This window comes from Pseudonocardia wallangbongensis (assembly GCF_054486945.1).
On sequence record NZ_JBRERS010000012.1, the window covers coordinates 141,256 to 167,914 of the forward strand.

The 26,659-nt window shown below is 73.5% G+C and carries 22 protein-coding genes; 13 read left to right on the forward strand and 9 right to left on the reverse strand.

All coding sequences use genetic code 11. The features are described from left to right. Window positions 1-19 precede the first annotated feature (19 nt). Together ACU436_RS33460 and ACU436_RS33465 are read left to right on the forward strand one after the other, a co-directional pair. Entirely contained in the window at window positions 20-697 is a 678-nt protein-coding gene (locus ACU436_RS33460) for an HAD family hydrolase (RefSeq protein WP_459031052.1), read from the forward strand. Then, window positions 694-1,623, forward strand: a complete 930-nt coding sequence (locus ACU436_RS33465; protein ID WP_459031053.1) for a Dyp-type peroxidase — start codon at window positions 694-696, stop codon at window positions 1,621-1,623. Before ACU436_RS33460 ends, ACU436_RS33465 begins: the two co-directional genes overlap by 4 nt. On the opposite strand, the gene ACU436_RS33470 is transcribed toward ACU436_RS33465, so the two are convergent. After that, entirely contained in the window at window positions 1,566-3,779 is a 2,214-nt protein-coding gene (locus ACU436_RS33470) for a SulP family inorganic anion transporter (protein ID WP_459031054.1), read from the reverse strand. The two genes, ACU436_RS33465 and ACU436_RS33470, sit on opposite strands and share 58 nt — an antisense overlap. Window positions 3,780-4,079: 300 nt before the next feature. Between ACU436_RS33470 and ACU436_RS33475 the strand changes: the two genes are divergently transcribed. Then, window positions 4,080-4,931 carry a PaaX family transcriptional regulator gene (locus ACU436_RS33475; RefSeq protein ID WP_459031055.1) on the forward strand — a complete coding sequence of 284 codons (852 nt, stop codon included), beginning with the start codon at window positions 4,080-4,082 and terminating at the stop codon, window positions 4,929-4,931. A gap of 24 nt (window positions 4,932-4,955) precedes the next feature. Here the strand turns inward: ACU436_RS33475 and ACU436_RS33480 are convergent, their stop codons facing one another. Beyond that, window positions 4,956-5,894, reverse strand: coding sequence for an AraC family transcriptional regulator (locus tag ACU436_RS33480; RefSeq protein ID WP_459031056.1), 939 nt, complete (start codon window positions 5,892-5,894; stop codon window positions 4,956-4,958). Between the two features lie 82 nt (window positions 5,895-5,976). Here ACU436_RS33480 and ACU436_RS33485 point away from each other — a divergent pair, with 82 nt between their 5' ends. From ACU436_RS33485 to ACU436_RS33520, 8 genes are all read left to right on the forward strand, one after another. Beyond that, complete coding sequence (locus ACU436_RS33485; RefSeq protein WP_459031057.1) at window positions 5,977-7,002, forward strand: NADP-dependent oxidoreductase; 1,026 nt, start codon at window positions 5,977-5,979, stop codon at window positions 7,000-7,002. A gap of 56 nt (window positions 7,003-7,058) precedes the next feature. Next, window positions 7,059-8,276: an MFS transporter gene (locus tag ACU436_RS33490; protein ID WP_459031058.1), complete on the forward strand. Its 1,218-nt coding sequence runs from the start codon at window positions 7,059-7,061 to the stop codon at window positions 8,274-8,276. A gap of 121 nt (window positions 8,277-8,397) precedes the next feature. After that, window positions 8,398-10,050: an ABC transporter substrate-binding protein gene (locus ACU436_RS33495; RefSeq protein WP_459031059.1), complete on the forward strand. Its 1,653-nt coding sequence runs from the start codon at window positions 8,398-8,400 to the stop codon at window positions 10,048-10,050. A 31-nt stretch (window positions 10,051-10,081) separates the two neighbouring features. Beyond that, window positions 10,082-11,500 carry a 3-oxoacid CoA-transferase gene (locus ACU436_RS33500; RefSeq protein ID WP_459031060.1) on the forward strand — a complete coding sequence of 473 codons (1,419 nt, stop codon included), beginning with the start codon at window positions 10,082-10,084 and terminating at the stop codon, window positions 11,498-11,500. A gap of 5 nt (window positions 11,501-11,505) precedes the next feature. Continuing rightward, window positions 11,506-13,044, forward strand: a complete 1,539-nt coding sequence (locus ACU436_RS33505) for a hypothetical protein (protein ID WP_459031137.1) — start codon at window positions 11,506-11,508, stop codon at window positions 13,042-13,044. Next, window positions 13,041-13,589 carry an acetyl-CoA carboxylase biotin carboxyl carrier protein gene (locus ACU436_RS33510; RefSeq protein ID WP_459031061.1) on the forward strand — a complete coding sequence of 183 codons (549 nt, stop codon included), beginning with the start codon at window positions 13,041-13,043 and terminating at the stop codon, window positions 13,587-13,589. The genes ACU436_RS33505 and ACU436_RS33510 overlap by 4 nt, the downstream gene beginning before the upstream one ends. A 175-nt stretch (window positions 13,590-13,764) precedes the next feature. Beyond that, window positions 13,765-15,147: an amidase gene (locus ACU436_RS33515; protein ID WP_459031062.1), complete on the forward strand. Its 1,383-nt coding sequence runs from the start codon at window positions 13,765-13,767 to the stop codon at window positions 15,145-15,147. Further along, complete coding sequence (locus tag ACU436_RS33520) at window positions 15,144-15,596, forward strand: hypothetical protein (protein WP_459031063.1); 453 nt, start codon at window positions 15,144-15,146, stop codon at window positions 15,594-15,596. Before ACU436_RS33515 ends, ACU436_RS33520 begins: the two co-directional genes overlap by 4 nt. A 19-nt stretch (window positions 15,597-15,615) precedes the next feature. On the opposite strand, the gene ACU436_RS33525 is transcribed toward ACU436_RS33520, so the two are convergent. Beyond that, window positions 15,616-15,843, reverse strand: coding sequence for a hypothetical protein (locus tag ACU436_RS33525; RefSeq protein ID WP_459031064.1), 228 nt, complete (start codon window positions 15,841-15,843; stop codon window positions 15,616-15,618). After that, on the reverse strand, window positions 15,840-19,400 hold the full coding sequence (gene dnaE / locus ACU436_RS33530; RefSeq protein ID WP_459031065.1) for a DNA polymerase III subunit alpha: 3,561 nt from the start codon (window positions 19,398-19,400) through the stop codon (window positions 15,840-15,842). Before dnaE ends, ACU436_RS33525 begins: the two co-directional genes overlap by 4 nt. A gap of 325 nt (window positions 19,401-19,725) precedes the next feature. Between dnaE and ACU436_RS33535 the strand changes: the two genes are divergently transcribed. Beyond that, the gene (locus ACU436_RS33535) at window positions 19,726-20,625 is read left to right on the forward strand and encodes an alpha/beta fold hydrolase (protein WP_459031066.1); all 900 of its coding nucleotides are present in this window, start codon (window positions 19,726-19,728) and stop codon (window positions 20,623-20,625) included. 11 nt (window positions 20,626-20,636) lie between these two features. Further along, entirely contained in the window at window positions 20,637-21,704 is a 1,068-nt protein-coding gene (locus ACU436_RS33540) for a glycosyltransferase family 4 protein (protein WP_459031067.1), read from the forward strand. 230 nt (window positions 21,705-21,934) lie between these two features. Here the strand turns inward: ACU436_RS33540 and ACU436_RS33545 are convergent, their stop codons facing one another. The 5 genes from ACU436_RS33545 to ACU436_RS33565 form a co-directional block, all read right to left on the reverse strand. Beyond that, window positions 21,935-23,113: a glycosyltransferase gene (locus tag ACU436_RS33545; protein ID WP_459031068.1), complete on the reverse strand. Its 1,179-nt coding sequence runs from the start codon at window positions 23,111-23,113 to the stop codon at window positions 21,935-21,937. Window positions 23,114-23,154: 41 nt separating this feature from the next. After that, the gene (locus tag ACU436_RS33550; protein ID WP_459031069.1) at window positions 23,155-24,180 is read right to left on the reverse strand and encodes a DMT family protein; all 1,026 of its coding nucleotides are present in this window, start codon (window positions 24,178-24,180) and stop codon (window positions 23,155-23,157) included. After that, the gene (locus tag ACU436_RS33555) at window positions 24,177-24,887 is read right to left on the reverse strand and encodes a DUF998 domain-containing protein (protein ID WP_459031070.1); all 711 of its coding nucleotides are present in this window, start codon (window positions 24,885-24,887) and stop codon (window positions 24,177-24,179) included. Before ACU436_RS33555 ends, ACU436_RS33550 begins: the two co-directional genes overlap by 4 nt. 97 nt (window positions 24,888-24,984) lie before the next feature. Then, window positions 24,985-25,659, reverse strand: a complete 675-nt coding sequence (locus tag ACU436_RS33560; protein ID WP_459031071.1) for a hypothetical protein — start codon at window positions 25,657-25,659, stop codon at window positions 24,985-24,987. An 83-nt stretch (window positions 25,660-25,742) separates the two neighbouring features. Next, on the reverse strand, window positions 25,743-26,627 hold the full coding sequence (locus tag ACU436_RS33565; RefSeq protein WP_459031138.1) for an RluA family pseudouridine synthase: 885 nt from the start codon (window positions 26,625-26,627) through the stop codon (window positions 25,743-25,745). Window positions 26,628-26,659: the final 32 nt, after the last annotated feature.

Consider the following 26,659-nt stretch of genomic DNA (forward strand, 5'->3'; position numbering starts at 1 on the left):
CGCGTACCAGGATGAGCGCATGACTGCGATCCGGTGGGCGACGTTCGACTGCTTCGGCACGCTCGTGGACTGGCGGCACGGCATCGCGAACGGCATCGAGCTGCTGTTCCCCGGGCAGGGCTGGAAGCTGCTCGAGGTCTACAACGGCCACGAGCCCGCGGTGCAGGCCGAGTTCCCCGGCATGCGCTACCGCGACGTGATGGCCGAGGCACTGCGCCGCACCGCCCGCGGCGCCGGCCTCGACCTGCGTGAGGTCGATGCCCACGTGCTCGGCGACACGATCCCCTTCTGGCCGGTCTTCCCCGAGGTCGCGACGAACCTGACCAGGCTGCGCGAGGCCGGGTGGCGGATCGCCCTGCTCACCAACTGCGACCAGGACATCATCGGCGAGACCCAGCGCCGGCTCGGCGCCCCGGTCGACACGGTCGTGACCGCGGAGATGGTCGGCTCGTACAAGCCGAACCACAACCACTTCACCCGCTTCGGCGAGTCCTTCGGGGCCACGCGGGACCGGTGGGTCCACGTGGCGCAGAGCTACTTCCACGACATGGAGCCCGCGAAGGCCCTCGACGTGCCGCGGGTGTGGGTCAACCGTCAGGCCGAGGGGCGCGACGCCTCGATCGCGGACGCCGTCCTGCCCGACCTCCACGGCCTCCTCGCGACGGTGGAGAGCGTGAACCGGAAAGCGCGGCCGTGAACGCACAACCGGGCATCTTCGCGCTGGGCACGCCGGAGCACGGCTACCTGGAGTTCGACCTCGCGCCCGACGCCGAGGCGGTCGACCTCGTCGCCGCGGCGGCCGGTCTCGTCGGCCCGCTGTCGACCACCGGCGGGGTCAACCTCGTCGTCGGGTTCCGGCCCGAGCTGTGGGCGGAGGTGGCCGGCGCGGCCGACGTGCCCGCGTCCGCCAGCGGCTTCGACCGGCCGCTCGTCGGGGCGGGCGGCTGGACGATGCCGGCCACGCAGCACGATGCGTGGCTGTGGGTGGCGGGCGGCGACCGGACGGCCGTGTTCGACAACGGGCGCGCCATCGTCGCGGGTCTCGCGCCGGTGGCGCTCCTGCGCCGCGAGACGACGGGGTGGCTCTACCGCCACGACCGCGACCTCACCGGCTTCATCGACGGCACCGAGAACCCGTCGCTGCTGGAGGCGCCCGAGGCCGCGCTCGTGCCCGCGGGCGAGCCGGGCGCGGGCAGCAGCGTCGTGCTCGTGCAGATGTGGGACCACGACGGCGACAGCTGGGAGAGCCTGCCCACGCCGGCGCAGGAGAACGTCATGGGCCGCACCAAGCCCGACAGCATCGAGCTGGACGACGACTCCAAGCCCGCCGACAGCCACGTGGCCCGCACCGTGCTCGAGGTCGACCGAGGTGACGGAGAACGCGAGGAGCTGCCGATCTTCCGCCGCAACGTGGCCTTCGGCAGCGTCTCGCACCACGGCACCGCGTTCGTCGGTTTCAGCTGCGACCAGTGGCGCCTGGAGGAGATGCTGCGCCGGATGGCCGGCGTCGGCGACGGCGTGCGCGACGCGCTGACCCGCTACACGCAGCCCGTGACGGGCGCCTACTACACGGTGCCCTCGGTCGAAGCGCTCGCCCGCTTCGCGCCGCCCGAGGAGGACTGACCGTCCGGCCGGCGGAACTCCTGCGCGTCCTCGTCGAGCACGAGGACGCGTGCCGTCGGGATGTCGAAGAACAGGCCGACCAGCGCCGCGTCGACGCCCCGCTCCCGCAACGCCGCCAGCTGCTCCGCGACGTTCACCATGGCCAGGGCATCGACCTCGCCGTGGCCGGCGGCGAGCGCGGCCCGCCCGACCGGGTGCCCGGCCCGCAGCGCCTCCAGGCTGCCGGCTGCCGACGCGAGCCAGTCGCCGAGCGGGTCGCCGGGCCGCCGCGCACCGTCGAGCAGCCCGCGCATCGCACCGCACGCCGAATGGCCGCAGACGGCGATCAGCGGCACGTGCAGTACCTCGGTGGCGTAGTGCAGCGCGGCGCGCATCGACGTCCCGGCCACCAGGTTGCCCACGTTCTGCACGGTGAACAGATCGCCCGGGCCGCTGCGGGTGATCAGGTTGGGCTGCACGCGGGAGTCGGCGCAGCACAGCAGCAGGCCCTTGGGCGCCTGGCCGTGGGCGAGCTTCTGCAGGGTCGGTCGGATGAGCTCCGCCGCCTGCGCGTGGTAGGCCGCGACGCCGGCGAGCAACGGCGCGTGCGGCGCGTGGTCGACCTCCTGCCCCGGTGACCTCTGCCATTGCGACCAGGTCGCGTACCCGTGCCGCGGCCGGTCGCCCGGCACGCGGGCCTCCGGCTCGGTCACGTCGACCTCGGCACCGCCGGCGCGCCGCATCGCCGTCCACGCGTCGAGGTGGTCGAACGCCGTGTGGTCGAGGTAGTCGACGACCAGTTCGAGGCGCACCGGCGCGGCGGCCGGCACGGTGGCGAGGGTGCGGGCGAGCGCCGGCACCGCGAGGAAGCTCAGGCTGCCCTCGACGATGATCCGCCATGGGGCGTCGGCATCGGGTTCGACGACCCGGACGCGTGCGCGCACCGCGCGGCGCAGCATCACGAGGCCCGCGAGCACGAACCCGATCGCGACCCCCTCGAGGAGGTTCAGCAGGAGCACGCCCGCGACCGTGCCGAGGTAGACGACCAGCTCACCGTGTGACCGGGCCGCGCGGACGTCGACGAGCTTCACCAGCTGCGAACCGACCACCACGAGCAGCCCGGCGAGCGCGGCGAGCGGGATCAGCTCGACGACCCCGACGAGCGCGATCGCGAAGACCGCGACCCACAGGCCGTGCAGCACGGCGGACGCCCGGGTCCGCGCCCCGGCCTCGACGTTGGTGGCGCTGCGCACGATGACGCCGGTGACGGGCAGCCCGCCCAGCAGGCCGGAGATCGTGTTCGCGGTGCCCTGGCCGATCAGCTCGCGGTTCGGGTTCCCCCGCGGGCCGGGGCGGCCGGACGCGCGCCGCAGCCGGTCCACCGCCACGGCCGAGAGCAGGCTCTCGATGCTCGCGACCAGCGCGATCGTGAACATCCCGCCGAGCATCGCCAGCCAGGGCAGGTCCGGGAGCAGCGTCGGCGGCGCGATCGCCTCGAGCAGGTTGCCCGGCAGCTCGACGCGCGGGACGTCGGGTGTCAGCAGGGCGACCGCGGTGGCCGCGATGACGGCGGCGAGCGCGCCGGGGAGCAGTCGCACCCGGCGCGGCAATCGCGGCCAGAGCAGGAGCAGCGCGACCGTGGCGGCGCCGATCAGCACCGCGTCCGGACGGGCCGCCGCGATCTGGGCAGGGAGCTCGACGAACGCACGGACCGCGCCGGCGGGCGGGCTCCCGCCGAGCACGACGTGCAGCTGCGACAGCGCGATCGTGACGCCGATGCCGGCGAGCATCCCCTGCACGACCGCCGGCGGGATGGCCTGGCTGAACCGGGCTATCCGGGCGCAGCCGAACGCGATCTGCAGCAGCCCGGCGCCCGCGGTGATCAGGCAGGTGGTCTGCCAGCCGAACCGGGTCACGAGCTCGGCCATCACGACGGTCAGCCCGGCGGCGGGCCCGCTGACCTGCAGCGGTGAGCCGCCGAGCAGGCCGGCGACCACGCCGCCGACGACCGCTGCGATCAACCCGGCCATGAGCGGTGCGCCCGAGGCGAGGGCGATGCCCAGGGACAGCGGTACGGCGACGAGGAAGACGACGAGCGAGGCGAGCACGTCGGCCCGCAGCGCGTCGCCGCGGCGGGGCGGGGCGTGCTGGGCGGGGCGGGGAGGAGAGGTGGTCATCGGGCACTCCGAACGGTCGGCGGACGGGACAGCCGGCGGCAGTGATCGGGAGAACGACCTCCTCGGTCTGTCCGTTCCGCCGGTTTCGTCCGGTCCGAGGTCGTCGGACCCGGCTTAACCCGGTATTCATGTTCATCTGCAAACGTGTGGTCCATCCTGGTCGGAGGCTCGCCCGTTCGGACCATCCGCGGCCCGCTTTGCCCCATTCGTGGGTATCTGCGAACCACACGATCCGGGGATCCGTCGTCGAGGTGCGCGCAGATGGGACCGACCGGATCGCCCCCATTACCCTCGGCCGCCATGGGCACCGCTGCCGACACCGATCACCCGGCGCTCTCCCGGCGCCGCGAGCTCGGCGCCACCAGCGCCCGCTCGCTGCTGCTCACCGTGCTCGGCGAGTTCGTGCTCCCCCGCGACGAGCCCATCTGGACACAGGTGCTCATCGACGCGCTCGGCGGCCTCGGCGTGGAACCGAAGTCGGCCCGCCAGGCGCTCGCCCGCACCGCGGCCGAAGGGCTGCTCGAGTCCGACCGCGAAGGCCGCCGCGTCCGGTGGTCGCTCACCGAGCAGGGCCGCGAGCTGCTCTCCGCCGGCGCCGCCCGGATCTACGGCTTCGGCACCTCCGTCCCCCCGTGGGACGGGCGCTGGCTGGTGCTGCTCGTCAGCGTGCCGGAGGCCCGGCGCCAGCTGCGGCACCGCCTGCGCACCCGGCTCGCCTGGGCCGGCCTCGGCTCGCCCGCCCCGGGCGTCTGGCTCACCCCGGACCCGGGCAAGCAGGCCGAGGCGGCCGACGTGATCGCCGACCTCGGGCTCACCACCGCCACGAGCTCCTTCGTCGGGCCCTTCGGCGCGATCGGCACGCCGCGGCAGGTGGTGGAGCAGGCCTGGGACCTCGCCGAGGTCGAAGCGGCCTACGAGGAGTTCATCGCCACGTTCTCCGATGCCACCCCGGACGGCCCGGCCGAGACCCTCGCCCACCAGATCCACCTCGTGCACGCCTGGCGGCGGTTCCCGTTCCTCGACCCGAAGCTGCCCGGCGAGCTGCTCCCCGACGGGTGGGCGGGCGCCAGGGCGGCGAACCTGTTCGAACGCCGGCACGATCGGTGGACGCCCGTCGCGCAGCAGGAGTGGCGCCGGCTCACCGGCGCGTGACGGACCTCCACCGGGGGGACGCGGTCAGCCGGCGGCACGCACGTCGCTGGGCCGCGTCCCGTACACGCGTTTGAACGCGACGCTCAGCGCGAACGCGTTGCTGTAGCCGACCTGCCGCGCGACGGCGTCCACGGTCGCGTCGCTGCGGGCGAGCAGGTCGGCGGCGAGCGCGAGGCGCCAACCGGCCAGGTAGGTCATCGGCGGCTCTCCGAGCAGCTCGGTGAACCGCCGGGCGAACGTCGCCCGCGACACACCCGCCTCGTCGGCGAGCGCGGCAACCGTCCACGGCCGGGCCGGCCCGTCGTGCAGCAGGCGCAGCGCGGCCCCGACGACCGGGTCGCCCAGCGCCCGGTACCACGCGGGCGGCTCGACGTCGGGGCGGGCGAGCCACTCCCGCAACGCGATGAGCAGCAGCAGGTCCAGCAGCCGGTCCAGCACCGCCTGCTGGCCGGGGTGATCGCGCTCGACCTCGGCCACCGCCAGGTCGAGCACGGGACACAGCTGGCCGCTGTTCGGGACCACGAGGACCCGGGGCAGCGCGCTCACCAGCCGCTCGGAGACCCGGCCGCGCACCTGGTAGCTGCCGGTGAGCAGGACGTTCGGGCCGTCGAGGCTCTCCCCCCACGTGCGGACACCGAGGACCAGGTCCTCGTTGAACGCGGTGCCGTCCGCCGCCGTGCACCGCCCGGGGGCGTACTGGACGAAGAACGGCTCCGCGGTGGCGGCGGGCGAGTCGGCCACCGTGAACGGCCCGGGCCCGACCACGATGGCCACGTCGGTCTCCGCGAGCCGCACGGGGTCGGCGCCGTCCGGGACGACCCAGCCCCGGCCCCGGAGCATCGAGAGCAGGGTGAGCGGCACGCCGTCGGCGAAGCGGATCGACCACGGCGCCGTGACGATGCTGCGCCCGAAGAGCGCCCCGCTCGAGCGCACCTCCGCCAGGAGATCCGTGAGCACATCCACGTCGGTGAGGTTAGACGCCCGGACATCGCTCTGAGCGCTCGCGCCATTCTCCCGCTCGCGCAGCGCGGGTTCACTGATCGACATGACGCTGCCGACCACCCGCACCAGAATCGCCCGGGAGTTCCGGCTCGCCGCACGCCCGGTCGGCGAGCCGCGGTCCGGGGATCTCGAACTGGTCACCGCCGAGGTTCCGGATCCGGCCGACGGGCAGGTCCTCGTCCGCAACACGTGGATGTCGGTCGATCCGTACATGCGCGGCCGCATGGACGACGCCCCCTCCTACATCGAGCCGTTCGCGCTCGGCGAGCCCCTCGAAGGCAGCGCGCTCGGGGAGGTCGTGGTCAGCCGGGCGCCCGGGCTTCCCGTCGGCACGACGGTGCGGCACTTCCTCGGCTGGCGCGAGTACGCCGTCCTCGACGCCGCGGCGGCGACCGTCGTCGACCTCGCGCTCGCGCCGCCCCAGGCCTGGCTCGGCCTGCTCGACATCGCGGGCCTGACCGCCCACCTCGCGGTCACCGAGATCGCGCCGGTCCGCGCGGGCGACGTCGTGGTCGTCTCCGCGGCGGCTGGCGCGGTCGGCAGCGTCGCCGGCCAGCTCGCGCGCGCCCTCGGTGCGTCCCGCGTGATCGGGATCGCCGGCGGGCCGCTCAAGACGGAGAAGCTGGTCACCGACTTCGGCTTCGACGCGGCCATCGACCACCGGGTCGGTCCGATCGGCGAGCAGCTCCCGGTGGTGGCGCCGGACGGCATCGACGTGTACGTCGACCACGTCGGCGGCGAGCACCTGGAGGCCGCCATCGCCGCGCTGCGCGTCGGGGGCACGGCGGCGCTGGTCGGGGCGATCAGCGGCTACAACGACGTCGAGCCCGCCCCGGGTCCGCGCAACCTGTACGAGGTGGTCAAGAAGCGGCTGACGCTGCGGGGCCTGCTCGTGACCGATCACCTCGACCGGTTCGACACCTGGATCCCGCATGCCGCACGCCTTCTCGCCGACGGCGGGCTGCGGACCGCCGAGACCGTCGTCGACGGGCTCGAGGCGGCCCCCGAGGCGCTGTTCGGTGTCCTGCGCGGCGCCAACATCGGGAAGATGCTGGTGCGGCTCACCTGAGTCCTTAGCAAGGCTAAAGTCGGAGCGTCCGGACCCCGATCACGGAGCGCCCGCGCATGACCTCACCGCCCGACGCCACCGCCGGCACCCCGGCCGCCACCGCGGGGAGCCGGCGCTGGGTGATCCTCGCGATCGGGGTGTGCGCGCAGGCCTCGGCCTGCGCCTACGTCTACGGCCTCCCCTTCCTCGTGCCGCAGCTGCGCGACTCGCTGGGGCTGTCCCTCGCGTCCGTCGGCCGGTACGTCGCGGCGCCCGTGGTCGGGCTGCTGCTGGCGCTCGTGGCCTGGGGCGCGGCCGCCGACCGGTTCGGCGAGCGCCGCGTGATGTCGACCGGGCTGCTGCTCGGATCGGCGGCCATGGGCGCGGCGGCCATGGCGCCGGTCGGCGACTCGGTGGCGCGACTGCTCCTGCTGGCACTCGGTGGAGCCATGGCGGCGTCGGTGTTCGCGGCCAGCGGGCGGCTCGTCATGGGCTGGTTCCCCCGCCACGAGCGCGGCGTCGCGATGGGCGTGCGCCAGACCGCGCAACCACTGGGCGTCGCCATCGCGGGGTTCACGCTCCCCACCCTCGCCGCGACCGCGGGCACGTTCGCCTCGCTGGCGCTCCCCGCCGTGCTCTGCCTCGTCATGGGTGTGCTCGTCGCCGCGTTCGCCGCGGACCCGCCGCGGGCGGGGCTCGCCGGGGCGGCGGCCGCGGGGTCGCCGTACGGGACGGCGTTGCTGTGGCGCGTGCACGCGGCGAGCGCCCTGCTCGTGATGCCCCAGTTCGCCGTCAGCACCTTCACCGTCGAGTACCTCGTGCGCGAGCAGGGTTTCGCCGCGGCCGCCGCCGGTGTGCTCGTGGGCGTGGTGCAGGTCGTCGGGGCCGCCGGCCGGATCGGCATCGGTTGGTGGTCCGACCGCGTGGGCTCCCGCATGCGGCCGATGCGCCAGGTCTCGGTGGCCACCGTGGCCGTCCTGGTCGCGTTCGCCGTCGGCGACCTGGTCGCGCCGTGGCTCGCGGTCACGGCACTGGTCGTGGGCGGGCTCGTGACCGTCGCGCACAACGGCCTCGGCTACACGGCGACGGCCGAGATCGCCGGCCCCGCCTGGTCGGGCCGGGCGCTCGGCGTCCAGAACACCGGGCAGAACGTGTTCTCCGCACTCACCCCGCCGGTGCTGGGCGCCGTGATCGGGACCGTCGGCTACGCCGCGGGCTTCCTCCTCGCCGCCGTCGCCCCCGTCGTCGCGACCGCCGTGACACCCGTGCGCCAGGAGCGCTCACCGGAGTGGTGAGCAGATCATTGCCAACATTATTGTGCACAATCTCGTAGGAGGTTAGGCTGGCGCGGCCCCCGTCCACCAGCACCCTCAGGTCGTTCCGTACAGCGCGGTATCGGACATCCAGCGAGGTCATGTGTCCACGTCCGGCAGCACTCCCCCATCCAGGACAGGCAGCTCGTCGAGGTGGCGACGCCCCCTCTGGGCGGTCGCCCTCGCGGCGGCCCTGGTCGCCGCCGCGGCCTGCGGCAAGGCCGGCCCGGGCATCGAGGAGGTCCCGACCGCCCTCGACACCTCGAAGCCGTTCGGGGGCGACCCCGCGGCCGAGGGCACGCCCGCCACCGGCGGCACGCTCCGGGTCGGCATGTACACCGAGGCCCGCTCGTTCGACCCGACCATCGGGTCGAACCTGATGGCGTCGGCGGTGTACGACTCGCTGCTGAAGCTGGACCAGAAGGGTGAGGCGCAGCCCTACCTCGCCGAGTCCATGACCACGCCGGACGAGGGCACGACGTGGCTCCTGACGCTGCGGCCCGGCCTCACCTTCCACGACGACACCCCGCTCGACGCCGACGCGGTGATCTTCAACGTGTCCCGGCAGCGGGACAAACCGACCGCGCTCGGCAACCTCTACACCGAGCCGATCGCCGGCATGCGCGCGGTCGACCCGCTCACCGTCGAGTTCACGCTGAAGCGCCCGACCGGGTCGTTCCCGATGGCGTTCGCGCTGCCGTTCTCCTCCGGCAACCTCGGCACGGTCGCCTCGCCGGCCGCCGTGCAGAAGTGGGGGGCCGACTACGGGCGCCACCCCGTCGGCGCGGGCCCGTTCGAGTTCGTCGAGTGGATCCCCAACAACAAGATCGTCGTCAAGCGGTTCGACCGATACTGGCAGCAGGGCAGGCCCTACCTCGACGGCATCGAGTTCCGCCCGCTCCCCGACACCGAGACCCGCTACGCGTCCGTCGCGAACGGCGACATCGACCTCGACATCGCCGGGTTCCACACCGAGGTGCACCGCTCCTCCCAGGACCCCGGCCTCGAGACGTACTACGGGCCGGGCGGCGACGGCGAGTTCCTCTACTTCAACTTCAACCGCCCGCCGTTCGACGACCCCCGCATGCGCGAGGCCGCGATCCGCGCGATCGACCCGGCCGCGCTCTCCGCCACCCAGTACCGGGGCGCGATGGACGGGGCGACCACCGCGTTCGCCGAGGGCGACCCCTACTACAGCGCCGAGGCGGCACAGGCCTACCCGTCCTACGACCCGGAGCGGGCCGAGCAGCTGATCGCCGAGTACCGCGCCTCCGGCGGAGACCCGAACTTCACCTTCCAGGACGCCAACTCGCCCAACAACGTCCAGTACGCCACGTTCCTGCAGGCGCAGTGGGCCGCGGTCGGCCTGGACGTGAAGCTCCAGCTCGACGACATCGCCACCGTCGTCACCCAGATCGTGCAGGGCGGCAACTTCCAGATGCTGCACTGGATCAGCGGGCCGTACGAGAACGCCTACCCGTTCATGTACAACCAGTTCCGCACGGGCGGGATCAACAACTACGGCAGCTACTCCAGCCCGCAGGTGGACGCCGCCCTCGACGAGGCCGCGAGCACCACGGACCCGGCCCGGCGCATCGCCGCCTACCAGCGGGCCCAGCTCCTGCTCAACCAGGACATGGGCGTCGTCTGGCTCGCCCGGGCGGCCAAGGCGGCGATCGCGCGGCCGAACGTGAAGGGCGTGTCCCGGTACCTGTCCAGCGAGCTGTTCTGGGGAGGCACCTGGCTCGCGCCCTGACCCGCCACCCCGCCCGTCACCAAGGAGGAACGTGGACGACCCCCTCGCCGACAAGGTCTGCCCGTCGCCCGCCGACGCCGTCGCCGACATCCCGGACGGCGCGAAGGTCGCGATCTCCGGCTTCGGCGTCACCCACCGGTTCCCGTCGAGCCTGATCACCGCCCTGCGCGACCAGGGCGCGAAGGGGCTCACGGTCTACTGCAACGGGCTCGGGCAGCCCGGGCACCCGACCGCCCAGATGCTCGCCGAGAACGGTCAGATCGCCACGCTCGTGGCCTCGTTCTCGTCGCGGCCGGGCCCGCCCACCACCTCCGAGGACCAGATCCTCGCCGGCACGCTGGACTTCGAGATCGTGCCGCAGGGCACCCTCGTCGAGCGGATGCGGGCGGGCGGCGCGGGCATCGCGGCGTTCTACACCCCGGCCGGGGTGGGCACCGTGGTCGGCGAGGGCAAGGAGGTGCGGGAGTTCGACGGCGTCCCGCACATCCTGGAGCACGGCATCCGCACCGACTACGCCCTGCTGCGCGGGCACCGCGCGGACCGGATCGGGAACGTGTCCTTCCGGGGCGCGAGCCGCAACTTCAACGACAGCTTCGCGAAGGCCGCGCGGGTGGCGATCGTCGAGGTGGACGAGATCGTGGAGGTCGGCGAGATCGCGCCGGAGGACGTCGACCTGCCGGCCGCGTTCGTCGCGCGGGTCGCGCCGACCACCGTCCACATCGACGTCGCCACCCTCCCCCGTCGCGCCGCCCGACGCGCGGACACCGGCCGCGAGTACGGGGGCAAACCGGCGCTGGCCCGCCAGGAGATCGGGCACCGGGTCGCGATGCTGTTGCCGCCCGGGGGCCTCGTGAACCTCGGCGCCGGCCTGCCCAACCTCGCCGCCAACTTCCTCGGCGGCCGCGGTGTCGTGCTGCACGGCGAGAACGGGGTGCTGAAGTACGGCGGGTTCGTCACCGACGGCGAGCGCGACCCGGACCTCCACGACGCCGGCGGCAACTTCATCACCCTGGAACCGGGCGCGTCGTTCTTCGACAGCGTCACGTCGTTCGAGATCGCCCGCTCCGGCCGGCTCGACGCCGTGGTGCTGGGGGCCTACCAGGTGAGCGGCCGGGGCGACCTCGCGAACTGGGCCGTCCCCGGACGCCCGGGCGGCGGCATCGGCGGCGCGATGGACCTCGCGGTCGGCGCGAGGCAGGTGATCGCGATGCTCGAACACGTCGACAGCTCGGGCCGCCCGAAGCTCGTCGAGACCTGCAGCTACCCCCTCACCGCGCCGGGGTGCGTCGACGTCGTCGTCACCGACCTCGCCCTGCTCCGGCGCACGACCGACGGCCGGTTCCGGCTCGATGAGGTCGCCCGCGGCTTCACCGTGGACGAGGTGCTGGCCCTGACCGACATGCGGGTGGACGTCGCCGAGCACGTCGGCGTGATGCAGGAGGCCTGGTGAACGTGATGAGCGACAGCGCCGCGACCGATCGGGGCGAGGTCCGGTTCGTCGACACGACCTTCCGGGACGGTTCGCAGAGCCTGTGGGCGATGGGGATCCGCCACGGGATGATGGAGGCCCTCGGCGGCGACCTCGACCGGGCCGGCTTCGACGTGATCGAGGTGCCGGCCAACCCGATCTTCTTCAAGAAGATGGTGCGGGACCTCAAGGAGGACCCGTGGGAGACCATGCGCATGCTCGCGCGCACGATCACCCGCACCCCGAAGGCGTGCATGGGCGGCGCGGGCGGCAACCTCAACGGGTTCGGCACGCCGACCCCGGCCGTGCTCAACGAGCTGTACTCCCGCCGGCTCGCCGAGATCGGGGTGCTCAACCGGGCCCAGCTCATGGCCAACACCGGCGACCAGATCACCCGGATGCTCCCGACGGCCGTCCCGTTCGCCCGTGAGCTCGGGCTGAAGGTCGCGATCGCCGTCGCCTACACGATCTCGCCGCGGCACACCGACGAGCACTTCGCCGAGACCACCCGGCAGTGCACGGCGTTCCGGCCCGACGTCATCTACCTCAAGGACCAGGGCGGGCTGCTCACCGTCGACCGGCTCCGCACCCTGCTGCCCGCGATGCTGCAGGCGGCGGGCGACGTCCCCGTGGAGCTGCACTCGCACTGCACCACCGGGCTCGCCCCGCTCGTCTACCTGGAGGCCCTGGAGCTGGGCGTGCGGTCCGTGCACTGCGGGGTGCCGCCGCTGGCGAACGGGTCGGCGCAGCCGTCGGTGCTCGAGGTGGCGCGCAACGCCCGGCTGATGGGCTTCACCCCGGTGGTCGACGAGGACCTCGTCACGTCGGTGTCGCAGCGGCTCGCCGGGTTCGCGGCCGCCGACGGGCTGCCGGCCGGCGCGCCGCTGCGCCACGACCTGAACCACTACCGGCATCAGATCCCGGGCGGGGTGATCTCGAACCTGCGGTTCCAGCTCGCCGAGATCCGCATGGACCACCGCCTCGACGAGGTGCTCGAGGAGTGCGTGCAGATCCGCGCCGACCTCGGCTACCCCATCATGATCACGCCGTACTCGCAGTACGTCGCGACCCAGGCGGCGCTCAACGTCGCATCGGGCGAGCGGTACGGGGTCGTCATCGACGAGCTGGTCCGCCTCGCCCGCGGCGTCTACGGCGAGGACTCCGGCTACACGTGGATGGACGAGAACCTGCGCGACCGGTTCCTGTCGCTGCCCCGGGCCCGCGAGCTGGAGGAGCTCGACCGGCGGCCCGTCAACGACATGACCCTCGCCGACGCCCGGCAGGTGTACGGGGCTCCGGGCATCTCCGACGACGAGCTCCTGCTGCGGGCGATCGTGCAGGGCGCCGGCGAGATCGACACCATGCGCGCCGCCGGCCCGCCGCGGCGCTACAGCTCGACGGGTCTCCCGCTGCTCACGCTCGTGGAGCGGCTGCGGGAGACCTCGGCGATCCGGTACGTGCGCGTGCAGCGCGGAAGCGACTCGGTGCTCCTGGGCAACCGGGCGACCACAGGGGGGCAGGCATGACCGAGACGACCAACGGATCCGTGCAGGGAGCGCTGAGCGACGCGGACGTCGAGCAGGTGGTCCGGCTGGTCGAGAGCCTCGACCGGTCCGGCTTCGACTTCCTGGAGGTGCAGGTCGGCGACCTGAAGGTGACGATCGGCAAGGGCGAGCCGCCGGCACCGGTGCAGGCGGCCGTCCCGGCGCCGGAACCCGCACCGCAGGCCGCGGCGGCACCCGCGGTCACGGCACCCGCCGTCTCGGCACCCGCCGTCACCGCACCCGAGGTCACGGCGGCACCGGCCCCGGCGACCCCGGGCCTCCTCGAGATCACCGCCCCGACCATGGGGATCTTCTACGCCCAGCCCGAGCCGGGGAAACCCCCGTTCGTGACGGCCGGGGCGCTGGTCGAGGAGTCGACGACGGTGGCGCTGGTGGAGGTCATGAAGACCTACCACGCGGTCGCGGCGGGCGTCCGCGGCACGGTGGTGGAGGTCTGCGTGTCCGACGCGGACCTCGTCGAGTTCGGGCAGGTCCTGTTCCGGGTGGACCCGGAGGTGGCGAGCTGACCCGCGACGACCTCCGCGCCCTCCACACGCTGCTCTTCGGCGACGTCCCGCCCGACGACGAGCTCGACGCCCTGCTCCCCCACGTCCGGGAGAACGGCGAGCTCGCCGCCGCCCTGCGGGCCCTGCCGCTCGGCGAGGTGCCGAACGCGCTGGTGCTCGCCGCGGGCGGCCGGAAATGACGGACCCGCTCACCGGCCTGACGTTGGTGGGGGTCCGGCGCGCGCTCGCCTGCGGCGACGTCTCGGCGGCGGAGGTCGTCGACGCGGCGCTGGCGCGCGCGGGCCGGTTCGCCGGCTCGAACGTGTTCGTCACGCCGCTCGCCGACCGGGCGCGGGAGGCCGCGGCGGCCGCCGACCGGGCCCGGTCATCCGGCGTGCCACCGGGCCCGCTGCACGGCGTGCCGGTCACTGTGAAGGACAACATCGACATGGCCGGCCTGCCGACCACGGCGGGATCGCCGGTGCTCGCCGGCCGGGTCGCCACGGCCGACGCCCCGGCCGTGGCCCGCGGCGAGGCCGCCGGGGCGATCGTGCTCGGCAAGACCAACCTGCACGAGCTGGCCTTCGGCTCCACCTCGATCAACCCGTTCCACGGCACCGTGCCGAACCCGTGGTGCCCCGACCGGATCGCCGGCGGGTCCAGCGGCGGGTCGGCGGCGGCCGTCGCACACGGGATCGGCTACGCCTCCCTCGGCACCGACGCGGCCGGCTCGGTCCGCATGCCGGCGAGCTGCTGCGGGCTGGTCGGGCTGAAACCCACCCACGGGCTCGTGCCGCTGCGCGGGGTCGTGCCGACCAGCATGGAGCACATCGACCACGTCGGGGTGCTGTCCCGCACCGTGGCCGACGCGCGCGCGGTGCTCGAGGTGCTGGCCGGGCCCGACCCGGACGACCCGCACTCGTCCTCCCGGCCTGCCGCGCCCGCCGCCGTCCGCGACGACCTGCGCGGCGTGCGCGTCGGCGTGCCGGAGGACTGGTTCTGGTCCGACCTCGACCCGCGGGTGGAGGCGGCGGCCCGAGGCGTGCTGGACCTCGCCGCAGGGGCCGGGGCGCTACTCGTGCCGGTACCGATGGAGATCGGGCACCTCGTGCCGCTCCTGCGGGTGGCGATGTTCGCCGAGGCCTACGTGTTCCACCAGCCGACGCTCGACGCCCACCCGGAGCGCTACTCCCCCGAGCTGCGGCAGCGGCTGCTCGCCGGTCGGTACGTGCTCGCGCAGGACTACATCCGGGCGCTGCGGGCGCGCCGGCTCGTCGTCGAGGCGATGCGCACCGCACTCACCGAGGCGGACGTGCTCGCGATGCCGACGCTCCCGGTCCTGCCGCCGCTGCGCGCCGACAGCGAACCCGGCTCCCCCGCCGTGGCGCCGCTCGCCCGCAACACGGCGGTGGTGAACCAGTCCGGGCACCCCGCGATCAGCCTGCCGATGGGCCTGGCGGAAGGTGTGCCCATGGGTGTCCAGCTCGTCGGCCGCGACCACGACGACCACGGCTTGCTCGCCGTCGCCGAGGTGGTGGAGCGCCTCGTCGGGTTCACGCAGGCGCGGGAACCCCGGTGATCACCGACCCGGCGATCCTCCGGATCGGCCAGGCGGTGCAGCTCGGCCACCAGGGCGAACGGGAGGCTGCTCGGCTCCTCTTCGCGGAGATCTGGGACGAGATCGGCGCGGAGCAGGGGGATCCCCTGCACCGGTGCACGCTCGCGCACGCCATGGCCGACGTGCAGGACGACGTGCACGAGGAGCTGGTCTGGGACCAGCGGGCCCTGGCCGCGGCCGGCCTGCTCACCGATGCGCGGCTGGCGGAGGCCGGAGTGCCGCTCCCGGCGGCCGGCCTGTACCCGTCGCTGCACCTGAACCTGAGCGAGTGCTACTACAAGCTCGGCGATCTCGACCGCGCCCGCGAGCACCTCCAGCACGCGCGGGCCACGATCGGCGTGCTGGGCGATGACGATTACGGGCAGCTGATCAGGGACGGCCTGGAGAAGGTGTCCGAACGGCTGAGCTGACCCGCCAACCGGCGCGCTCCTAACGCGGCGCGCCGGGCTGCCCGGGCGATGGCGGGATCCGCTGTGCCTGCGGAGCAGTGGCCAGCGTGGCGTGCACCTGCGCGATGCCCAGCAGGATCTGGATCTCCTCGGCCGCGAAGCGGTCGTCCTTCTCCAGCTGCGACGTGCGCCGCTTCGCCTCCTCCAGGTAGCGGTGGGCGTTGCGGAAGTGCTCGTCCGCGTTCATCCCCTGCTGCGGCCCGGTCATCCGACGCACCCCGGTCCCAGCAGCGCCTTGAGGTCCCCCATCAGCGCCGACGACTGGGTGACCTTGAGCCCGTCGTCGAGCTTCCACGTGGTGGTCCTGGTGCCGTAGAGGAGGTTGAGGTGCACCTCGGACGTGCCGGGGTGGTGGGACAGGACCTCCTTGAGCCTCGACACCCGCTGCGGGGTGACGAGCTCGGTGCGGATGCTCACCATCACCGGGGCACCGGCACCGCCGGCCCCGGCCGAGAGGTCCGGGACGGCGAGGTCGGCCACGATCAGCGACACCCGGTCGTCGCGCTTGTTGACCCTGGCCTTGACCAGCACGATCGCGTCCTCGGCCACGTCGACGCCGACCACCTGGTAGCACCGCGGGAAGAACAGCACCTCGATGCCGCCCGCGAGGTCCTCCAGCTGCGCGGACGCCCACGGCTCACCGTTCTTGTTCACCCGGCGGTTCACACCGGTGAGGATGCCGCCGATCGTGACCTGGTGGCCGTCGGACATCCGGCCGTCGGTGGAGCCCTCGAGGATCGAGGAGATCGACATGTCCGACTTGGACAGCAGCACCTGCTCCAGCCCCTGCAGCGGGTGGCCGGACACGTAGAGGCCCAGCATCTCCCGCTCCACGGCGAGCCGGTGCTTCTTGTCCCACTCGTCGTCGGGCACCTTCACGTCGAACACGGCGTCCAGCTCGGACGGGCCGGAGCCGTCCATCGACCCGAACAGGTCGAACTGCCCCATCGAGGCGGCCTTCTTGGTGGTCATCACCGCGTCGATCGCGTCGGCGTGCACCAGCAGAAGGCCCTTGCGCGGGTGGCCGAGCGAGTCGAACGCCCCGGCCTTGACCAGCGACTCGATGACCTTCTTGTTGCAGACGACGGCGTCGACCTTGCGCAGGAAGTCGGAGAAGTCGGTGAACGCCCCCTTCTCCCGGCGGGCCGCGACGATCGCGTCGACGACGTTCACCCCGACGTTGCGGATGCCGCCGAGCCCGAACCGGATGTCGTCCCCGACCGGCGCGAAGTTGCGCACCGAGTCGTTGACGTCCGGCGGCAGCACCGTGATGCCCATGCGGCGGCACTCGGCCAGGTAGATCGCGGCCTTGTCCTTGTCGTCGCGCACCGACGTGAGCACGGCGGCCATGTACTCGGCCCGGTAGTTGGCCTTGAGGTAGGCCGTCCAGTACGAGACCACGCCGTACGCCGCGGAGTGGGCGCGGTTGAACGCGTAGTCGGAGAACGGCAGCAGAATGTCCCACAGCGTCTTGACCGCGTCGGCCGAGTAGCCGTGGTCCTTCATGCCCTGGGCGAAACCCTCGTACTCCTTGTCGAGGATCTCCTTCTTCTTCTTGCCCATGGCGCGGCGCAGCAGGTCGGCCTTGCCGAGCGAGTAGCCCGCGAGCTTCTGGGCGATCGCCATGACCTGTTCCTGGTAGACGATCAGGCCGTACGTCTCGCCGAGGACGTCCTTCAGGGGTTCGGCCAGCTCCGGGTGGATCGGCGTGACCTCTTGGCGCCTGTTCTTGCGGTCGGCGTAGTCGTTGTGGGCGTTGGCGCCCATCGGGCCGGGCCGGTACAGCGCGCCGACGGCCGAGATGTCGTCGAACTCGGTGGGGGCCATGCGCCGCAGCAGGTCGCGCATCGGCCCGCCGTCGAGCTGGAACACCCCGAGCGTGTCGCCGCGCCCGAGCAGCTCGTAGGTCTTCGGATCGTCGAGCGGGACGGACTCGATCTCGAGCTTCGGCTTGCCGTTGAGCTCGATGTTGTCCAGGGCGTCGTCGATGATCGTGAGGTTGCGGAGGCCGAGGAAGTCCATCTTCAGCAGCCCGAGCGTCTCGCAGGCGCCCATGTCGAACTGCGTGATGATGGCGCCGTCGGCCTCGCGGCGCTGGATCGGGATGACGTCGATCAGCGGCTTGCTCGACATGATCACGCCGGCGGCGTGCACGCCCCACTGCCGCTTGAGGCCCTCCAGGCCGCGCGCGGTGTCGATGATCTCCTTGACCTGGGCGTCGGCCTCGTAGAGCGCCCGGACCTCGGTGGCCTCCGAGTAGCGCTTGTGCGCCGGGTCGAAGACGCCCGAGAGCGGGATGTCCTTGCCCATCACGGCCGGCGGCATCGCCTTGGAGATGCGGTCGGCCACCGCGTAGCCGGGCTGCCCGTAGAGCACCCGCGCCGAGTCCTTGATCGCGGCCTTCGCCTTGATCGTGGAGTACGTGATGATCTGCGCGATTCGGTCCTCGCCGTACTTCTCCGTGGTGTAGCGGATCATCTCGCCACGCCGGCGCTCGTCGAAGTCCATGTCGATGTCGGGCATCGAGATGCGCTCGGGGTTGAGGAACCGCTCGAAGATCAGCTTGTGCTCGATCGGGTCGAGGTCGGTGATCCCCAGGACGTACGCGACGAGCGAGCCCGCCGCCGAACCGCGGCCGGGGCCGCACCGGATGCCGACGGACTTGGCGTGCTGGATGAGGTCGGCCACCACGAGGAAGTAGCCCGGGAACCCCATCTGGATGATGACGCCGACCTCGTACTCGGCCTGCTTGCGGTACCGCTCGGTGATCCCCTTCGGGAACCGCATGTGGAGGCCGCGCTCGACCTCCTTGACCAGCCAGCTCTCCTCCGTCTCCCCCTCGGGGACGGGCGCGCGCGGCATGAGGTCCTGGCCCTCGGTGAACCCGAGGTCCACCCGCTCCGCGACCAGCAGCGTGTTGTCGCACGCCTCGGGGAACTGCGGGTCCCACTGGGCGCGCATCTCGGCGGCCGACTTCAGGTAGAAGTCCTGCGCGTCGAACTTGAACCGGCCCGGGTCGGCGAGGGTCTTGCCGGTCTGCACGCACAGCAGCACCTCGTGCGGCTTGGCGTCCTCCGCGTAGGTGTAGTGCAGGTCGTTGGTGGCCAGCCCCGGCAGGTCGAGCTTCTTCTTGAGGTCGAACAGGTCCTTCTGGACCCGCTTCTCGATCTCGATGCCGTGGTCCATCAGCTCGCAGAAGAAGTTGTCCTTGCCGAAGATGTCGCGGTAGTCGCTCGCGGCCTGCACGGCGTCGTCGAAGCGGCCCTGCTGCAGCAGCCGCTGCACCTCACCGGACGGGCACCCGGTGGTGGCGATGATCCCCTTGCCGTAGGTCTCCAGCAGCTCCCGGTCCATGCGGGGCTTGTAGTAGTAGCCCTCGAGCGACGCGAGGGACGAGAGCCGGAAGAGGTTGTGCATCCCCTCCGTGTTCTCGGCCAGCAACGTCATGTGGGTGTACATCTCACCCGGGTTGTCGTCGCTGACCTGCTGGCCACCCAGCGTGGCCCGCTTGCGCTCGTGGCGGCTGCCCGGGGCGAGGTAGCCCTCCATCCCGATGATCGGCTTGACGCCGTGCGCCTTGGCCTTGCGCCAGAACTCGTAGGCCCCGTACACGTTGCCGTGGTCGGTCATCGCCAGCGCCGGCATCTCCATGCGCGCGGCCTCTTTGAACAGGTCGTCCAGCCGCGCCGCCCCGTCGAGCATGGAGAACTCGGTGTGGGTGTGCAGGTGGACGAAGCTGTCACCACCGGATCCGCTGGCCGCCATGGGGTGGGAAGCTCCCTCCTGGCGCCGCCGGGGCGGCGCGCGAACATGCAGGACCTGACCGAGCCCCCCGGGCCTCGAAACCGCGGGTCGACGAGGGCGCTGGGGACGGCCCAGATTAGCTCCGGCCCCCGACAGTTCCGAGAACCCGGTCCCACCCCCGTCGAACCCCCTGCTCCTGGTCCACTTCGCACATCGAGCCCCGACTTCGCACAGAGCGCGCGGTGTGCGAAGTCGGGGCTGGGTGTGCGAAGTCGGGGCTCGGGCCGTGGTCCGAGCGAGTGAGCGGGCACGGGTGCGTGAGCGGCGATCTCTAGACTCCTGTTCGATGGCCGCCTCTCCCTACGCCGAGCTCGTCGCGCGGGTGCCCGTGCGCACGTCGTCGCTCGCGCTGCGGGGCGGGCGCACGCGGCTGTGGGTGTACGGGCCCGACGACGCCGCCCACCGGATCGTGTTCGTCCACGGGCTGCGCGGCGACCACCACGGCCTCGAACCGATCGTCGCCCATCTCTCGGGTGTGCAGGTCGTCGTGCCCGACCTGCCCGGGTTCGGGGCGTCCCCGCCGCTGCCGTCCGACCCGCACGACATCGGCGGCTACTCGGCGTGGACGCGCGACCTGCTCGCCGCCCTCGCGCCGGCAGGCGACGCGGTGCTCGCCGGCCACTCCTTCGGCTCGATCGTCACGGCCGCCACGGTCGCGGGAGGCGCGAACGTGCGGGGCCTCGTGCTCGTCAACCCGATCGCGGCGTCGGCGCTCGCGGGGCCGCGCCGGTTCCTGACCGGGCTCACCGTGCTCTACCACCGGTTCGCCGGCGCGCTCCCGGAGAGCGCCGGCACGTGGCTGCTGCGCCACCCGCTCATGACCCGGATCGCGAGCGCCGCCATGGCCACCACCCCGGACGCCGCGCTGCGCCGCTGGATCCACGCCGAGCACGACCGGTACTTCTCCACGTTCGCCGACCGGCGCACGCTCCTGGAGGCGTTCCACGCGTCGGTGCGCCACGACGTCGCCGAGTCGGCGGCCGCGGTCGGCGTGCCGACGCTCCTCGTGGCCGCCGAGCGCGACGACATCGCCCCGCTCCCCGCCCAGCGCGCGCTGGCCGGCCGGTTCCCCGACGCCCGCCTCGCCGTGGTGCCCGGCACCGGGCACCTCGCCCACTACGAGGCGCCCGCCGCCGTCGCCCGCGAGATCACGTCGTTCGTCGCGGCCCTGCACCCCGCCCCATGAGAACGGGCGCCGTGAAGATCCTCCTCGACTGCCGGTACGTCCGCACCGGCCACCACGACGGCATCAGCCGCTACACCGTGGGCCTGGCCACCGAGCTCGCGAAGCTGCACCCTGGCGTCGAGCTGCTCGTGAGCGACGAACGCCAGCTCGCCGCCCTGCCGGACCTGCCGCGGCACCGGGTGAGCGCGCCGACGAGCATCCGGGAGCCCCTCGTCGCGCGGCAGGTGCGCAGGCTCGGCGCCGACGTCGTGTTCTCCCCGATGCAGACGATGGGCGGCTGGGGCCGCGACTACGCGCTGGTCCTCACGCTGCACGACCTCATCTACTACCGCAACCGCACCCCGCCGCCGGAGTTCGCGCTGCCGATCCGGCTGCTGTGGCGGCTCTACCACCTCGCGTGGTGGCCGCAGCGGGTGCTGCTGGACCGGGCCGACGCCGTCGTCACCGTCTCGGAGACGACAGCAGCCCTGATCGCGCAGCACCGCCTCACCCGCCGGCCCGTCACGGTCGTGCCGAACGCACCCGACCCGGCCCCCGACCTCCCACGCCTCCCACGCACCGGTGCGCTGGTCTACATGGGCTCGTTCATGCCCTACAAGAACGTCGGCACGCTCGCCGGCGCGATGCCGGCGCTCCCCCGCCACGAGCTGCACCTCATGAGCCGCATCAGCCCGGAAGAGCGGGCCCGGCTCACCGCCCTCGCTCCCGGCGGCCGGATCGTGTTCCACGACGGTGCGAGCGACGAGACCTACCGGGACGTGCTGCGGGGCGCCACCGCGCTCGTCTCCACCTCCCGCGACGAGGGCTTCGGCATCCCGCTGGTCGAGGCGATGGCGCTGGGCACGCCGCTCGTGGTGAGCGACATCCCGGTGTTCCGCGAGGTCGGCGGCGACGCCGCGGCCTACGTCGACCCGGACGACGTGCACGGCGTCGTCCGCGCGGTGCAGGCTCTCGACGACCCCGACGTCTGGCAGCAGCGCTCCGAGGCCGCCCGGACCCGCGCGGAGCACTACAGCTGGGAGGCCTCGGCCCGCGTGCTCCTGGCCCTCCTGGAACGCGTGGCGTCCACCGGCCCCTGACGCGAGGGCGGTCGGTGGCTGGGGCCGCGAGTCGGTGGGGTTGGCGCGATTCTCCGGTGCGCCTCGCGCTGGATCATGGGGCATTGATCGCTCCGAGACCACACTCAGCGCCCTCGGCAGGACGACTTCCTTCCCCTCAGATCGATCATGTCGCGTTGATCGTTGCGAGACCACCCGGAGCGCCCTCGTGAGGGCGCATGCGCGGATCTCGGACCGATCAGCACCGGGCCTCAGGCCGCCCGGCGCATCCCCACCGGCTCGCGGCCGAGCGCCTGGGCGTAGATGCCCTCGAACCGGTCGAGGGTGGCCTCCGACCCGTGGGCCGCCACGATCTCACGGCTCGCGGCACCCATCCGGCGCCGGGTGGCGGCGTCGCCGAGCAGCGCGGCGAGGCGCGTGGTGAGTTCCTGGAGGTCGCCCGGGGTGTAGAGCCAGCCGTTGCGGCCGGGGCGGACGAGGTGGGGCAGCGCCATCGCGTTGGCGGCCACCACCGGCAGGCCGGCGGCCATCGCCTCCAGGGTGACGAGGCTCTGCAGCTCGGCGATGCCGGGCATGCAGAACACGTCGGCACCCGCGTACGCCTCGAGCAGTTCCTGCTCGGAGACGAACCCGCGGAAGCGCACCCGTTCCCCGATCCCGAGTCCGGCCGCGAGCGCGGTCCACTCCTCGCGGCGCGCGCCGTCGCCGACGATCTCCAGCCGGCCGGGCACGCCCTCGGGGAGGGCGGCGAACGCCCTGATCAGCTCGTCGACGCGCTTCTCCTGGTCGAGGCGGCCGACGAACAGGACGGTGGGGACGGGCCCCGAGCTGTGCGGGATGGCCCGGTAGCGGTCCGCGTCGATCCCGCACGAGACCGGGAGCGCGTCGACGAGGCCGGCGTGGCGCACCAGCAGTTCCACCGCGCGTGGGGTCGGTGCCGTGACGACCCGCGCCTTGCCGAAGACCCGGCCGAGGTCGCGCCACGCCCACGTGTTGAACATGCGCCGCAGCGGCCGGGGGATCGGGCTGTAGCCGATGAGGTTCTCCGGCATGAGGTGGTTGGTGGCGACGAGCGGGCGGCCGGTGCGGTGCGCGGCCCGGACGACCCCGCGCCCGACGACCATGTGCGCGTTGGTGTGCACGACGTCGGGGTCGATCTCGTCCACCAGCGCCGCCGTGGCCGGGAACGCTTCCCACGGCATGCAGACCTGGAAGCCTTCGTGCTGGTAGTAGCGGTGTGATCGGACGCCGTGCACGACGACGCCGTCGCGGACCTCGCGCGAGGCGGGCCCGGTGGGTGACGGGGCGACGACGTGGACCTGGTGTCCCCGCCCGACGAGCCCGGTGGCGAGGCGTTCGACGAAGCGGGCCGCGCCGTTGACGTCGGGCGGGTAGGTCTCTGCGCCGATCACGATCCGGAGCGGCTTCACGACATGTGTCCTCTCGAGTGGAAAGGTGCCGGCGCTGGGGATCACCGGCGGTGCACGGGGTCGGCCGGGCGCAGCTGCGCGGCCGGCGGGGACGGTTGGGGCGGTGGGGCCGGCGGCGGCGATGCCGTGGCCTCCTGGCCGCCGGGACGGGCGGCGCGCACGGCCGCCGCGTCGGGGTGGTGGCGGGCGAGTGCGATCACGCCCGCGGTGGCGGTGATCGCGGCGCCGGCCAGCAGGAACCACGTCTCGGCCGGCGTGGCCACGCCCTCACCCAGCAGGACCGCACCGAGCAGCACGGCCACGATCGGGTCGACGACGGTGAGGCAGGCGATGACGACCTCGGGCGGCCCGGACGCGAAGGCCTGCTGCACGAGCCATCCGCCGACGAGCACGGCGGCGGCGATCCCGGCCACCGCGGCGAGCACGGGCAGCTCGAGCAGCCCGACGTCGCCTGCGACGACGGACTGCGACACGGCCCGGACGAGCGCCGAGACCAGGCCGAACGCCGTGGCCCCCGCCATCGCGCAGGCGACGCAGCGGACCCAGCCGGAGCGGGCGAGGCCCAGCCCGGCGAGCACGAGGACGGCGGCGGCGACGATGAGGCTCGCGATCAGGGTGGCCTGGTCGGGTGGTGGCGAGCTGACGGCGGTGCCGGCTGCGGCGCCGACGAACACGGCGACCCCCGCGACGCTGAGCAGGACCCCCACGACGACACCCGGCGCCGGCCTGCGGTCGGTGCGCATCGAGGTGAGCAGCACCGCGGTCGGGACGGCCAGCACGCCGAGCGGCTGCACCACCGACAGCGGTGCGAGGACGAGCGCCGTGGCGTGCAGCGCGGAGCCGCCTCCGGCGAGGGCGAGACCGGCGAGCCAGCCGGGCCGTCGGGTGATCTCGCGCAGGCCGCGCAGCGACAGCACCTCGTCGGGCCGGTCGTCCTCGTCGCGGGGCGAACCCGCGGTGACGGCGCTGTGCTGCAGCACCGCGGCCCCGGCGAAGCATCCGGCGCCGAGGAGGGCGAGGACGATCGCGAGACCGGGTCCGGCGAGATCGCCGATCATGCTGATCATGCGGCACTCCGCAATGTCCGGGGGACGGCCACCGGGCTCTCGACGCGCTCCACCGCGAGCCGGGTCGCCCGGGCCGTCATCACCAGCACCACCATCACCGCTACACAGAGAACACGCTGCACCCCGCCGAGGAAGGGAAAACCCGGTGAACCGGCGATAACGATCGGAACATGATTCAGCAGGAAGAACGCGCTGACCGCGCCCGCGGTCCCGGCCGCCCAGGTCAGCGGCACGGCGGCGGGCCGCCACGGGTCCGCCGACCGGGCGCGCGCGGCCACCAGCCCTGTGGCCAGCGGCAGCGCCGCGAACGCCCAGCCGCCCGCGGCGCGGTGCACGGTGGAGACCAGGCCGGGTGTGGTGCCCGGGGTGTGGGTCGGGAAGAGCGCCACGAGCACGAGCGACACCGCGGCGCTGACGAACAACGCCGCGGGGAGGCGCGCGGCGGGCAGGGCGGCGCGGCGCAGGCCGGTGGCGAGCGCGACGCACGCCACCGCAAGGCTGATCGCGGCGGCACCGAGGAGCGCATACCCACCGGGCTCGAAGACGTAGTCGCTGATCACGGAGGTGAGCGGGTCGAGCGACCCGATGCTGCTCACGTGCAGGAACCCGAGGGGGAGCACCGCGACGATGACGGATGCCGTCACGACCGTCTCCCCCGTCCACGCCACTCCCGCGAGCTCGCGCCCGCTCCCCCCGGTCGACGTCATGGGCATACCGTGCCAGCCCAGCTCTGCGACGGACATCAGGATCTCCACCGAGTCCATCCGGGGGTATACCCCCACCCACCGGTCGGCTCAGGTCTGCTCATGACGGGACCGCCCCGTCGTCGGGGAGCGGGTCGGCGCGCCCGACCTGCTCCGGCAGCAGCGGGGCGATCGCCAGTTCGCGCGCGGTGACCCCGGCGGGCGCGGCGTGCACCGCCCGCACGTCGGGTCGCGCGGCCACCGTGTCCAGGCCCGCCCGCTGGGCGCGGACGACGACCGCGAGCACGCACGGCGCGCCCGGGTCGGCGAGCGTCCTGGCCTCCACCGCGGCCACCTCCGCCGCCCGTCCGGTCTGCCGCTGCGCGTCGGCGGCGGCCGCCTGCTCCGCCCGCTGCCGGGCGGCGTCGAGGGCGGCCGGCACCGGCACGCCCGGCTCGAGGGCTTCGAAGCGCAGGGCGGTCTGCACGCGGGGCAGCGGCACGCGCAGCACCGCCGTGACGGGCACCGTGCCCGCGAGGGCCGGCACCGCGGCGGCCGCCGACGACTCGGCGGCGAGCTGGACGAGCGCGAGCGCCTCCACCCCGGGTGCGGGCAGCTCGGCGGGCAATCGGTGCAGGTACGCGCCGACGTCCTCCCCCGGTTCCGGGCCGAGCCGCACGGATCCGGGGGCGGGCGCCGGGGCGGAGGCCGGCTGCCGCGACCCGGCGTACCAGGCGGTGAGCAGCACGACGGCCGCGCACGCCAACAGCACCCCCGTCCTGGCCCGCCCGGTCACATTCACCCCTTGTCCCCGATCCCGTCCGGCCGTCCAGTGTCCAACCGGCGCACCCGACCGGCACCGCCGGGGGGTTGGGCCGGCTAGTCACGCAGGAGATCGAGGGCATGCTCCAGGTCGGGCGGGTAGGGGCTGGTGAACTCCACCCGATGCCCGTCGGCCGGGTGCTCGAAACCGAGCGAGCGGGCGTGCAGCCACTGCCGCTGCAGCCCCAGCCGCTTCGCGAGCGCCGGGTCGGCGCCGTAGGTGAGGTCGCCGACGCAGGGGTGGCGCAGCGCCGCGAGGTGCACCCGGATCTGGTGGGTGCGCCCGGTCTCCAGCCGCACGTCGAGGAGGGACGCCGCGCGGAACGCCTCGACCGTGTCGTAGTGCGTGACGCTGGGCTTGCCGCCCGCGACGACCGCGAACCGGTAGTCGTGGCGCGGGTGGCGGTCGATGGGGGCGTCGATGGTGCCGCTGGACGGGTCGGGGTGGCCCTGGGCGACCGCGTGGTAGCGCTTGTCGACGGTGCGCTCCTTGAACGCGCGCTTCAGCACGGTGTACGCGTGCTCGGCGGCCGCGACGACCATCACCCCGGTGGTGCCGACGTCCAGCCGGTGCACGATGCCCTGCCGCTCGGCGGCGCCCGACGTGGAGACGCGGTACCCGAGCGCGGCCAGCCCGCCCAGCACGGTGGGGCCGGTCCAGCCGGGGCTCGCGTGCGCCGCCACGCCGACCGGCTTGTCGACGACGATGATCTCGTCGTCGGCGTGCAGCACGGTGAGCCCGGCCACCACCTCCTCCGGCCCGGTGATGGGGGTGGCCGGCGCCGGGTCGGGCAGCTGCACCTCGAGCCAGGCGCCCGCGGTCAGCCGGTCGGACTTGCCGGCGGCACGCCCGTCGACGGCGACGCGGCCGTCCTCGGTGAGCGCGGCCGCCGCGGTGCGGGAGAGGCCGAGGAGGCGGGACAGGCCGGCGTCGACGCGCATGCCGTCGAGGCCGTCGGGCACCGGGAGCTGTC